Below are 12,677 nucleotides of genomic sequence, written 5' to 3' on the forward strand. Positions count from 1 at the left end.
AGAGAGAAGCTTTCAGAAGAAGAAACGGCTACCATTTACCGTCAACGGAAAATTGACGTAGAGCCTGTTTTTGGATTCTTGAAAGCTAATTTAGGTTTTACTCGATTTTCGGTTCGCGGAAAAGCGAAGGTCGAAAATGAAATCGGACTTGCGTTAATGGCTGTTAACTTAAGAAAATATGCGGTAAGGGGCTAAATCCTTGCCTGTATTTCTTTAAACCACATTAAAAAAGGTGAAATCGACGAAGCGATTTCACCTTTTTACTTCTAGAGACTAGTTATGTCCCAGCCTCTTTTTTACATTTACATAAGGTAACGTTAGCCGGGTGTAAAGCGTTTGACTTGTTTTTTGCCATTTTAATCATGTATAATGATTTCAAGTGACTGGGTGCGGTGATTTAAAAATTTAATGTAACTAATATACAACGTCCAAATTAACTAGGAGGGTTAGATTCACTTGTCCAAAAAAATGAATAATGATAAATTGACGATCTTTGCATTGGGCGGCGTAGCGGAAATCGGAAAGAATATGTACGTCGTTCAATATGCCAATGACATCGTTGTGATTGATGCTGGCCTTAAATTTCCAGAGGAGGACATGCTTGGCATTGACATCGTCATTCCCGATATCACTTACTTAACGGAAAATCGTGACAAAGTAAGGGGCATCGTGCTTACGCACGGCCATGAAGACCATATCGGAGGACTGCCGTACGTTCTCAAAAATTTAAATGTTCCGGTTTACGGGACGAAATTAACGCTGGGCCTGGTGGAAAATAAGCTGAAGGAAGCTGGCCTGCTTGGCGATACGAAGCGTGTACTCATTCACGCCGATTCAGAAGTTCAGTTAGGCTCCACGCTTAAAGCGACGTTTTTCAAAACGAACCACAGTATTCCTGATTCGGTTGGTGTCTGTATTGAAACGCCGGAAGGCAACGTCGTGCATACAGGTGACTTTAAATTTGATCATACTCCAGTCAATGATCAATTTGCCGATTTGCACCGTATGGGTGAAATTGGTAAAAAGGGGGTGCTTGCTCTTTTATCGGACAGCACCAATGCGGAGAAGCCGGGATTTACCCCTTCGGAGAAAAATGTCGGCATTGTACTGGATGATATTTTCCGCAAAGCGCAGCAGCGTGTAGTCGTTGCTACGTTTGCCTCCAATGTGCACCGGATTCAGCAGGTGATTGACGCGGCATATTCAACGGACCGCAAGCTGACAATTATCGGCCGCAGTATGGTTAACGTAGTGACGATCGCTTCGGAGCTTGGTTATTTAAACGTTCCTGACGGCATTTTGATCGAGCCGGAGGAAGTGAATAAAATGTCTGCCGACCGCGTAGTTATTCTGTGCACAGGCAGTCAGGGCGAGCCGATGTCCGCGCTGACGCGGATGGCGCGTTCTACGCACCGGAAAGTTGATATTTTACCCGGCGATACGGTCATTATCGCAGCGACGCCAGTGCCTGGCAACGAGAAATATGTTGGCCGTACGATTGATGAGCTGTTCCGCCTCGGAGCAGAAGTCATTTACAGCGGCTCCAATTCCGGTGTTCACGTATCCGGCCACGGAAGCCAGGAGGAATTGAAGCTGATGCTCAATTTGATGCGTCCTCAGTACTTCATTCCTGTTCACGGTGAATATCGTATGCTGCGCAAGCATGCGCTGCTTGGAGAATCGGTTGGTGTTGACCCGGACAACATTTTCCTATTGGATATCGGTGAAATGGTGGAAATTCAAAATGGGGCGGCTCGTAAAGCAGGGAAAGTTCCAGCTGGAAATGTGCTTATCGATGGTCTTGGCGTTGGCGATGTGGGCAATATTGTGCTTCGCGACCGCAAGCTGCTGTCCCAGGACGGTATTCTGGTCGTCGTCGTAACTTTAAGCAAGCAGGATGGAACTATAGTTTCAGGCCCTGATATTATTTCGAGAGGCTTTGTCTACGTAAGGGAATCGGAAGGACTTCTCGAGGAAGCCAATCGGATTGTCTCCAGCACTTTGGAGAAATTGATGAGCGAGAATGTAAATGAATGGGCTTCATTGAAGACCAATGTCAAAGACGCTCTAGGCCGCTTCTTATATGAGCAAACACGGCGCAGACCGATGATTCTTCCCATTATTATGGAAGTCTAAGCAAACAGGCAATTAAAAATTAAAAAACAGAGCCAAATAACGATTTAATATACTGACCTTTTCAGGTTGGGCACACAGTCGCCCCTTCTCCTGCCGGTAATAATGGACGGTTTCTTGCAGGAGAGGGGGCTTTCTTTTTGTCTTTGGCTGAATACCCTGCATGAAGGCTGCCAGCCTAGGCACATAATAACTTCACGATGAAATCACAATTGGCCTACGGCCGAAAGGAAGTGTCAATCGATGAAGGAGCAGTGGCAACAACTCGAATTTACCGACAACGATGGGGCAGAACCTCCACCGGGGACCCCAGGGACTCCGGGGGCTCCAGGGGAGGAAAAAACGCCGGCAGCCGTAACGGAAATGATCCAGCAATTGGGGCAAACAGCAGTTCCTGCGCCTGGAGAATCCAATATATACTGTTTGACAATTATCGGCCAAGTTGAGGGACATCTCGTGCTGCCGCCGCAAAATAAAACGACCAAATACGAGCATTTGATCCCGCAGCTTGTAGCGGCTGAACAAAATCCGCGAATTGAAGGCATATTGATTATTCTTAATACGGTTGGCGGTGACGTTGAGGCCGGGCTGGCCATTGCCGAAATGATATCCTCGCTCTCCAAGCCGACTGTCACGGTCGTAATCGGCGGCGGGCACAGCATAGGCGTACCGATTGCCGTAGCTTCCGATTATTCGTTTATTGCGGAAAGTGCTACGATGACCATTCATCCGATCCGGATGACAGGCATGGTAATTGGGGTGCCGCAAACTTTTGAATACATTGAAAAAATGCAGGAAAGGGTTGTTCGCTTTGTAACAGCGCACTCCAATATTTCAGAAGAACTGTTCAAGGAACTGATGTTCAAAACCGGCGAACTGAACCGTGATATTGGTACGGCCGTAGGCGGCAGCGATGCGATTAAATACGGATTGATCGACGGGATTGGCGGCATTGGCCAGGGGCTTAAGCAGTTGAACTCCCTCATTGACTCAAGGCGGTCGGTGACCCCGGGAGGAGGAATTACGCAGTGACCCATTATACGGTTATGCCTGAAGATGCTTATTGGGACAATAAAGAGGTCGCGGACAGTTATACAGAAATTGAGCTCGGCGGCGTATTGATGCAGGTTAGAATGGAGCAGAACAATCAGGCGACGATTATAAGGCTGCTAAGCTGTTCCCTTGACGACTATTTAAACCCTGCATTTGCGCCAGGGCAGCAAATTACGTTTAGGCCTGTATTGAAAAATGAGTAGGTTCACCAACTTGTAAACTCTGTCCAACATCTTCAACATCTACTAGGTGGCCCCCTGTGAGTATGGTATAATATTCATCTAGGGGGTGTTCCTGTTTGGCACGGAAAAAGAAGAAAAAGAAAAATGCGCTTGGCAGTATGCTCAAGTATGAAATATACGGGATCATCCTGATCACATTATCAATTATCGCCTTGTCAGGGGAAGCCGCAGTCGGCAGATCCTTATCTAAAATGTCAGCGCTTCTCCTTGGTAAATTTTATTTTGCAATCCCGTTAGTGGGCGTGTTCGTCGGGCTGAGCGTCATGATTCACCGCAAGTGGCCTTCGCGCTGGAATACACGGCGCAGCGGGCTGGTGCTGAGTGTGTTATCGCTCGTACTGATGAGTACGATTTTTGCGATGGAAAAAAAATTGGCTCCATCTGTCTCTTTGTCTGCCGGGAATATTATGTCGCAGATACATCATGATCTACAGACGGCATTATTTACATCGGCACAAGGGGATAAAGGATTCAGTATGCTAGGTCTCGACATTAGCGGAGGATATATAGGCGGCCTAGAATTCGCCTTGCTATACTCCTTATTTGGCATTCCCGGGGCAAAGCTGATCATGATCGTTATGATGGCCATTAGCTTCATGCTTATTACAGGACTGTCTTATGTCGATTTATTCCGTATAATCCGTAAAAATTTAAGCGGGGCAGGCGCCAGCTTCAGTCGGAAAATGAAATTGCTGCGGCCTGTCCCTGTAAATCATAAACCGAAGCGGCCAGAAGCCAAAATTCAGGACACCCGTTACGTAGACGTGGATGAAGAGGAAGAGGAGAAGGACGAGCAGCTGTCTGGACCTGATCGCCTGCCGAGAAAAAAACCAGTGTTTTTCCAGCTGTTTAATTTCAAGCCGCGGTCTAAGTCTGCCGGCGCGGCCGGGCACGAGGAGGAAGAAGGCGCCGATAAGAACGTCGCCGCATTCGATTCGCCAATCATTGGTTCAGAGGTGAACTGGAATGATCTGGACTATGCGGGTAGTGGCTCTGCAGAGCAAGGACAGGCCCGGTTTGATCCCTTGACGGGAGAACTGCTGCATGGCGAAGAGGAAGGGGGAGCGGTGGGTCCCATTATCCGCGATTTCTTCGATAACATCCAGTTGGAAGGACGTTCCGATGAAGAGGAACAGGATGGGGAAGAGCGGCCGGACGAGCCTGTCTCATGGCAAGAGGATATGCCGGAAGCGGCGGGTGCGCCGGGCATGAGTGGAGATGAACTTGACGCTTCAGAAGACGCCGGGGCCAGTACAGCAGCTGCTGAAATGCTGAATGATGCCCCAGACGAACCGGAAGCGGTCGTGGCTTTGCCGCCCAAACCGCCGCCTAAACCGTATAAATTGCCGCCATTCCGGCTGCTCTCCAAGCCGGCGGGAAGCGGGAAAGCAGGGGACCAGGCGGATTACAAGCAGACTGCCCGCAAGCTGGAGGCGACGCTGGAGAGCTTCGGCGTGCGAGCCCGCGTGCTTGAGGTCGTGCGCGGCCCGGCTGTAACCCGATATGAAATACAACCGGATATCGGAGTCAAAGTTAGCCGCATTGTCAACTTGACGGATGATATAGCGCTGGCCTTGGCGGCAAAAGACATCCGTATGGAGGCGCCGATTCCAGGGAAATCGGCCATTGGTATTGAGGTGCCGAACAATGAGGTTTCACTTGTTACGATGCGGGAAGTGATGGAGACTCCGATTTTTCAGGACGCGGAATCGAAGCTGTCGATCGCTTTCGGCCGGGATATTTCCGGTCAGACGATCGTTGGCAACCTGGCAAAGATGCCTCACTTGTTAGTTGCAGGTGCTACCGGTTCAGGGAAGTCAGTATGCATCAACGGCATCATTACCAGTATTTTATATAAAGCGAAGCCGGATGAAGTCAAATTTATGATGGTCGATCCGAAAATGGTTGAGCTTAATGTGTACAACGGGATTCCTCATCTGCTTGCCCCGGTTGTTACGGATCCGAAGCGGGCTTCGCTGGCTCTGAAGAAGATCGTCGTAGAAATGGAAAAGCGTTACGAGCTGTTTTCTAAATCGGGTGCTCGTAACGTTGAAGGCTATAATCTGATGATGAAAGACAATCCCGAGGCGGTGCTGCCGTATATTGTTGTCATCGTTGATGAGCTTGCAGATTTGATGATGGTTGCAGCTAATGATGTGGAGGAGGCGATATCCCGTCTGGCGCAAATGGCCCGTGCCGCAGGCATCCATCTTATTATCGCTACGCAGCGGCCTTCCGTGGATGTCATCACAGGCGTAATCAAAGCTAACATTCCTTCTCGCATCGCCTTCGGTGTATCTTCGCAGGTCGATTCCCGCACGATACTGGATATGGCTGGCGCTGAGAAGCTGCTTGGGCGCGGCGATATGCTCTTTATGCCAATGGGAGCTTCAAAACCGATCCGTGTGCAGGGGGCGTTTATGTCCGATCAGGAGGTTGAAGCGATCGTCAACTACGTTCGCGGGCAAGGCCAGGCGGAGTACGATGACAGCCTTGTTCCTGAAGTGGATGATGACGTGCAGGAGGCTGAAGAAATCGTGGACGAGCTGTTCGATCAGGCGGTGCAAATTATACTGGAAGCCAAGCAAGCTTCAGTATCGCTGCTGCAAAGAAGAATGCGCATCGGATACACCCGCGCCGCCCGGCTGATCGATTCGATGGAGGCGCGCGGCATCGTTGGCCCTTATGAAGGAAGCAAACCCCGCGAAGTGCTGATATCGGCAGACCAGTTCAAGGCAGGGAAAATATCATCTTAATTTTATGTCACGGCAGTTCCCGGCAATTTTGGGAGCCTGCCGTTTTTTTACATAGGCATGAAGTCGCTGTTTCGTACGGAGGTTTCTTTTGCAGGATTGTTTTTTTGGGTGCATAGGAAAAGGCTGCAGTAGTCATAATAATGTCATCCATCTATGTTAATCCACAAAAGAAAGGTAGAGCTAAACGTATGAAAAAAGCGAAAATTTGGTTTGCTACCGGTTTAGTGCTGCTTTTGTGCGGTGCGTTGTTCGGTGCTTATCGACTATGGAATAATGCACCCGTTTTGACGGAAAGAAGCGAGGAGCCGAAATCTTCCCTTCCCGTATTCAGCGAACAGGTTATCCAGTATGGAGCATTCGGCACTGACGTGTATGAACTGCAAGGCCGGCTGGGCTTTCTAGGATTTTATCATGGCAAGCTTGACAGTTACTTTGGTCCCAAAACTCAGGATGCCTTGAAGTGGTTCCAATCCGAATTCGGGATGAAGGTTGATGGTCTCGCCGGACCGAAAACAAAGCTGAAGCTGTACAATGCCACAAAAGAATGGAGACCGGGAATAGAAACCGCTGAAGGGACTGAAAGCAACAAAGAGGCGCCCGCTAAGACGGGGCAAGAGCAGGCGAACAAGGGAACGGCTGATCTGTCATCGGCCAATGCGATGGGGCTGTCTGCGAACGACCTCAAAATTATGGCTAACGCAGTATATGGGGAGGCACGGGGAGAGCCCTTTGAAGGCCAGGTAGCCGTAGCCGCCGTTATTCTTAACCGTGTGAAATCGCCGAGCTTCCCAAATTCGGTGTCAGGCGTCATTTTTCAGCCGCTCGCCTTTACCGCGGTCGCTGATGGGCAAATTTGGCTTGAGCCTAACGAAAGCGCAAAAAAAGCGGTACAGCAAGCTTTAAATGGATGGGATCCTTCAGGCGGCTGCTTGTATTATTTCAATCCGGAGACGGCGACGTCAAAATGGATATGGTCTCGGCCGCAGGTGAAGACGATTGGTAAACATATATTCTGTATGTAATAAGATTTGGCAGGGAAGCAGCCGCTCATTCGTCGGGTTGCTTCTTTACTTTGCCATGGTATAGAATGGTACTAAAATTGCGAAAGCATTGTAAGCATGTACGTACAGTCTCTTGTAAAGGAGTTATCAATTTTGAAAAAAACCCTATTTGAGCGGGGCAGCGCAGGTCATATCCGGATTCACGTTCTGCCGACCACCAGATTTAAAACGTTTGCGGTCTCATTATATGCGGGGATTCCGCTGAATGAGGATACTGTGACGGCCACGGCATTAACTCCGTTTGTTCTGCGCCGCGGAACGGCGTCGTATCCGGAGACAATTCAGTTTCGCGAGCAGCTCGAACATCTTTATGGTGCGGGCTTTGGCTTTGACGTATATAAACGCGGAAATTATCAAATCGTGCAGTTTCGCATGGATACGATTAACGATGACTTTGTATCGAGCAATGAATCCTTGCTGCACAAGACGTTTTCATTTCTCGGGGAAGTAGTAACAAAGCCTGTAACAGAGAATGGCGCTTTCCGGGAAGCTTACGTTGCTTCAGAGCGGGAAACGGTCCGCAAGAAGCTGGAATCCATCATTAATGATAAAATACGCTATGCTGCCGAGCGCTGCATGGAGGAGATGTTCCGTAACGACCCTTATCGTCTTCATCCCCTCGGCGAGCGAAAAGAGCTGGACGGCATTACCCCACAATCGCTGTATGATGCTTACCAGCAGTGGCTGCAGCATGCGAGTCTCGACCTTTATGTTGTCGGTGATACGACGCTTAGTGAGGTGCAGCAGCTTGTTGAACAGCATTTTACTTTGAACCGTGCCTCTTCTCCTCAATATGTTCCGGCCGTAAGCCGCTTGACAGATCGCGAGGTCCGCACGGTAGAAGAGGTACTCGATGTGAACCAGGGCAAGCTGAATTTAGGACTCCGCATCCCGGTCACGTATGGTGATGACGCTTATGCCAGTGCATTGCTCTATAATGGCATTCTCGGCAGCTATCCTCATTCCAAGCTCTTTATGAACGTGCGGGAGAAGGAGAGTCTGGCTTATTACGCAGCTTCAAGATTCGACGGTCATAAAGGCATTGTCTCGATCCAGTCGGGGATAGAAATCGCTAATTATTCCAAAGCGCTCGATATCATTAAGGCACAGCTGGCCAGTTTGCGCGAAGGCCAAATTAGCGAGCTGGAGATGTCCCAAACGAAGGCGATGATCCGCAACAGCTTGCTGGAAATGCAGGACTCGGCTTTTGATATGGTCGCTTATGATTTCAATCGCGTACTTTCCGGGCGGGAACGGCCGGCGGAGGAGCTTCTGCAGCAAGTGGCGGCTGTAACGCCAGAAAATGTCGTTGAGGTGGCTAATCAGGTTCAACTGGATACGATTTACTTTTTGACAGGGAAGAAGGAGGTGTAACGGATGGAAGTGATCACGCATGAACGGCTGAAAGAGACAGTGTACTTGGAAACGATGGATAACGGTTTGCAAGTGTATGTGCTCCCGAAGCCGGGATTTAAGAAGACGTATGCCACCTTCTCGACGAAATTCGGATCGATCGACAATCATTTTCAAGTAGCTGGAGAAGAAGAAACGACTGTTCCTGACGGGATTGCTCACTTTTTAGAGCATAAAATGTTTGAGGAGCCGGAAGGCGATATTTTTGCAACATTTGCCTCACAGGGAGCATCCGCCAACGCTTTTACCAGCTTCGACCAGACAGTATATTTGTTCTCGGCTACCGACAACATTTTAAAAAATTTGGAGACGTTGATTGATTTTGTGCAGCATCCGTATTTCACGGATCAGAACGTGGAGAAGGAAAAAGGGATCATCGGCCAGGAGATTGGCATGTACCAGGACAATCCAGATTGGAGAGTTTATTTCGGCATAATTGAGGCTATGTATGCTGTCCATCCTGTTCATATTGATATTGCCGGTACGGTGGAATCCATCGGCACGATCACGAAGGAAACGCTGTACACGTGCTATAACGCTTTCTATCATCCGAGCAATATGCTGCTGTTCGTTGTAGGCGGCGTCGATCCAGAGGAAGTATTTTCTTTGGTACGGAGCAACCAGATGAAGAAGGAGTATAAGCCGCAGGGGGAAATTAAACGGATATTTACGGCGGAGCCGGCGGAAGTTCATGAGAAGCGGAAGGAAATTAAGCTTCCGGTGTCCTTGCCCAAATGCTTGTTTGGGTTTAAAGAGACCAAGATCGGTCTGAGCGGCGAAGCATTACTGCGTCAAGATCTTACAACAAAGCTGGCGCTGGATTTGCTGCTTGGCACCAGTACGAAGCTTTATCAGAAGCTGTATGATATGGATTTGATTTCCGATGGCTTTGGCCACGAATACAATAGCAATCCGAACTATGCTTTTTCGGCGATCGGCGGAGACACCCGGGACCCTGATCAACTTCTAGAGGTTGTGACAGAGGCCGCGAATGAGATGATGGCCAGCGGCTTCCAAGCGGATGATTTTGAGCGTGCGCGGAAGAAGAAAATCGGCGGTTTTTTACGAATGCTGAATTCCCCGGAAAACATAGCTCATGAGTTTACAAGGTACCGCTTCCGGGGCGGCGATTTATTTAAGGTGCTTCAGATGTATGAATCCTTGACGCTAGAGGAAGTAAACACCCGGCTTCGCGAGCATTTTAACTGGGAGCAATTGGCGGTTTCGCTTGTGGTCAGCCCGTAAATGATGAATAGCAACTATGGGATAGATAAAAGCATTGGGGAAATGACGGTGCTGGTCACCGGGGCAAGCCGGGGAATCGGGGCCGCGATTGCACTCCGTTTCGCAGCTGAGGGGATGAACATCGTCCTTCATTATATGAAATCACACGAGGCTGCCAATGAGGTGGCCAGAAAGTGTCTGGAGCTCGGGGCTAATGTGTACACTGTAACGGCTGATATCAGAAGCCGGGAAGACATTTGCCGGATGAAGGAAAAGCTGGAGAGCCGCGGCCTTAAACCGGATATTCTCGTCAACAATGCAGGAATATCTCATTATGGCCTGCTTTCGGATGTCGATGATGAGCAGTGGGATGAAGTGATGGCCGTCAACTTAAAAAGTGTTTTTTTGTGCACGCAGACTTTTATGCCTTATATGATCCGGCAGCGGTTCGGCCGCATCATTAACGTCTCCTCGGTCTGGGGAATATCCGGAGGGGCCTGTGAAGCGGTCTATTCGGCCGCCAAAGGAGGCGTTAACGCCTTTACTAAGGCGTTGGCTAAGGAGTTGGCCCCTTCTATGGTTACGGTGAATGCGGTCGCTCCAGGCGCTGTCAGGACCGATATGATGGAGCGTTTTGCTGCAGATGAAATTCAGATGCTGAAAGAGGAAATTCCAGCCGGCCGGTTAGCAGACCCGGAGGAAATCGCTTCTTTGGTTTATTTTCTTGCCCTGCCCGAATCAGGCTACATTACAGGTCAAGTCATAAGCCCTAACGGCGGCTGGCTTACCTAATAGATGAGCATATTGTTGAAATTCGGCTGAAGAGGCAAGGAAAAGCGGTTTGCTGGCCGCAGATTAACGTATAAAGCTGCCGATTATTTCGCATATTACGACTGTTGATTTAAATCTCAAGCGCTAAGCGAAGGAGGATTTAAACATGTCAACAGTACTCAAAAATTTTGATACCTGGAAGAAGTTTTTGGGCGAGCGGGTAAAGCATGCGGAAAGCGTAGGTTTTAGTGATGAGGCCATTTCCCGTCTGGCTTATGAGATCGGAGGCTTTCTCGATGAGAAGGTCGACCCTCAGAACTCTTCAAACCGTACCTTGAAAGAGCTTTGGGATGTCGGTAATGAAGAGGAGCGTAAGACGATCGCCCGGCTAATGGTGAAATTAGCCAAGCAAAACGCATAGGTTGGAGACAAAAAGCTCCCTGCTTCGGGGAGCTTTTCTCCCATTTTTTACAGCCGCTTGCCTTTCGAAAATATTTTATATATCATAAAACACGTATTGTTAATGACGCCTATATTTTCACACAGCATTAAAAATTCTAAAAGCAGTGCAGGAGTAATGACCTATTTTGTCGAATGGGTACATAGGATAAAAGTAGTGGCGGTTAGTGGTATCACGTTTGTTTCCGCCGGCTTTTGGATATATACCGCTTGGATATCCTGCATTACACATTTGTGGCTTTTGGTGAAATAATATAGAAATTGTTGAAAAAGGAAACGTTGTTGAAATTCGTTGAAAATTGACAATGTTATAAAAAAGCGTAACAATTTTGGTTATGCGAACGTTATGTACGTAAATGCTGAATATGAATCCAATAGGGTTAACAATAATGGCCTTCAATTTAAATTAATTATATCAATTATTTGCAGGAGGTGATGGACGTGTCGGATTTGGGCGAACAATTAAAGGAAGCCCGCCTTGCCAGAGGCTTGTCGCTGGATGATGTGCAGGATATGACAAAAATTCGCAAAAGATACTTAGAAGCCATCGAAGCGGGGGATTATAAAGTGCTGCCGGGGAGCTTCTACGTTCGGGCCTTTATAAAAACTTATGCTGAAGCGGTAGGAGTGAATGCGGATGAACTGCTGAATGAGCATCGCCAGGATGTGCCGGCCCCGGCCGCCGAGCCGGCGATGGAGCCGGTTATGCAGAAGCGCCGCAGCAGGCAAACATCGGAGCGTAATTCGAAATGGATGTCGACTACGTTGATGTGGTCTTTTTTAATTCTTATACTGATCGTTATTTATTTAAATTTCGCGGTATGGGGCAAAAATCCGTCTGCGGACAAAAACAGTGAAACCGACCCGACGAAAGTGACGCAATCGAAGGATCCTACGAAGCAAGGCGAGCAAAGCCAGAACGGGGCTTCGAATGGAGACGGTAACGGGGCTAATGCGACAAATGGAGGAAATGCTTCAACCGGCGCGGATGGAGCATCAGAGGATGGGAATGCGCCGGATGACAATGGTACCGCAAATGAAGGAAACCTGCCCGAATCAGGCGGTGCTATTGTAGTGTCTCCGGACGGCAAAAGCGGCGGCACGACGAATTTCAAAGTATACAGCCCTGGCGGTCAACCGGTGCCCGTTGTAATCAATGCGTCGGGAAAAAGCTGGGTTGAGGTATACAAGGGTGGAAAAGACGGCGAGAAGCTGTATTTTGCTAACACTTCCGAAGGTGAGGTGCTGACGTACGAGCTGGGCCCTGAAGGGATGTATATTAAATCGGGCGCTTCCTCGTACACTGCTATTACGGTAGCGGGACAGGTGGTAGAGGATGGCAAGAATACATCCAAAATACAGCTTGTTTGGGATGCTGACGGAACCGGGTCTGGTTCTGCTGACGGTACCAATTCTTTAGCTGGGGATGGAAATACGGACGGGGAACAGCAGTAATATAACGGCAGGCGTTCTCGGGCTGAATGCCCTGGGAGCGCCTTTTGAGTTCCAATACATGGTTGGACTTTAACTATCGGATTACATATAATTAATAAATATATGCACAA

General features: G+C 48.7%; 11 protein-coding genes. All 11 read left to right on the forward strand.

Translation table 11 applies throughout. The features are described 5' to 3' along the window. Positions 1–195 (forward strand): transposase (locus G358_RS30930; protein WP_019640215.1); only part of this gene is annotated, 195 nt, incomplete at its 5' end. A 261-nt stretch (positions 196–456) separates the two neighbouring features. Then, complete coding sequence (locus G358_RS0126115; protein ID WP_019640216.1) at positions 457–2,136, forward strand: ribonuclease J; 1,680 nt, start codon at positions 457–459, stop codon at positions 2,134–2,136. A gap of 240 nt (positions 2,137–2,376) precedes the next feature. Further along, positions 2,377–3,165: a ClpP family protease gene (locus G358_RS0126120; RefSeq protein WP_019640217.1), complete on the forward strand. Its 789-nt coding sequence runs from the start codon at positions 2,377–2,379 to the stop codon at positions 3,163–3,165. Further along, entirely contained in the window at positions 3,162–3,389 is a 228-nt protein-coding gene (locus G358_RS0126125; protein ID WP_019640218.1) for a YlzJ-like family protein, read from the forward strand. The genes G358_RS0126120 and G358_RS0126125 overlap by 4 nt, the downstream gene beginning before the upstream one ends. A 95-nt stretch (positions 3,390–3,484) precedes the next feature. Further along, entirely contained in the window at positions 3,485–6,184 is a 2,700-nt protein-coding gene (locus G358_RS0126130) for a DNA translocase FtsK (RefSeq protein ID WP_019640219.1), read from the forward strand. 188 nt (positions 6,185–6,372) lie between these two features. After that, complete coding sequence (gene sleB, locus G358_RS0126135; protein WP_019640220.1) at positions 6,373–7,206, forward strand: spore cortex-lytic enzyme; 834 nt, start codon at positions 6,373–6,375, stop codon at positions 7,204–7,206. A gap of 132 nt (positions 7,207–7,338) precedes the next feature. Next, complete coding sequence (gene yfmF / locus G358_RS0126140; RefSeq protein WP_019640221.1) at positions 7,339–8,619, forward strand: EF-P 5-aminopentanol modification-associated protein YfmF; 1,281 nt, start codon at positions 7,339–7,341, stop codon at positions 8,617–8,619. 3 nt (positions 8,620–8,622) lie between these two features. Next, positions 8,623–9,903 (forward strand): EF-P 5-aminopentanol modification-associated protein YfmH, encoded by a 1,281-nt coding sequence (gene yfmH, locus G358_RS0126145; protein WP_019640222.1) that lies wholly within the window; start codon positions 8,623–8,625, stop codon positions 9,901–9,903. Then, complete coding sequence (gene ymfI, locus G358_RS0126150; protein ID WP_019640223.1) at positions 9,904–10,674, forward strand: elongation factor P 5-aminopentanone reductase; 771 nt, start codon at positions 9,904–9,906, stop codon at positions 10,672–10,674. A 145-nt stretch (positions 10,675–10,819) separates the two neighbouring features. After that, positions 10,820–11,074: a DUF3243 domain-containing protein gene (locus tag G358_RS0126155; RefSeq protein ID WP_019640224.1), complete on the forward strand. Its 255-nt coding sequence runs from the start codon at positions 10,820–10,822 to the stop codon at positions 11,072–11,074. Positions 11,075–11,553: 479 nt separating this feature from the next. Beyond that, positions 11,554–12,567 (forward strand): helix-turn-helix domain-containing protein, encoded by a 1,014-nt coding sequence (locus tag G358_RS0126160; protein ID WP_019640225.1) that lies wholly within the window; start codon positions 11,554–11,556, stop codon positions 12,565–12,567. The last annotated feature ends 110 nt before the right edge of the window (positions 12,568–12,677 follow it).

Origin of the sequence: Paenibacillus fonticola DSM 21315 (assembly GCF_000381905.1) — a bacterium.
In the GTDB taxonomy this organism is placed as follows: Bacteria; Bacillota; Bacilli; order Paenibacillales; family Paenibacillaceae; genus Fontibacillus; species Fontibacillus fonticola.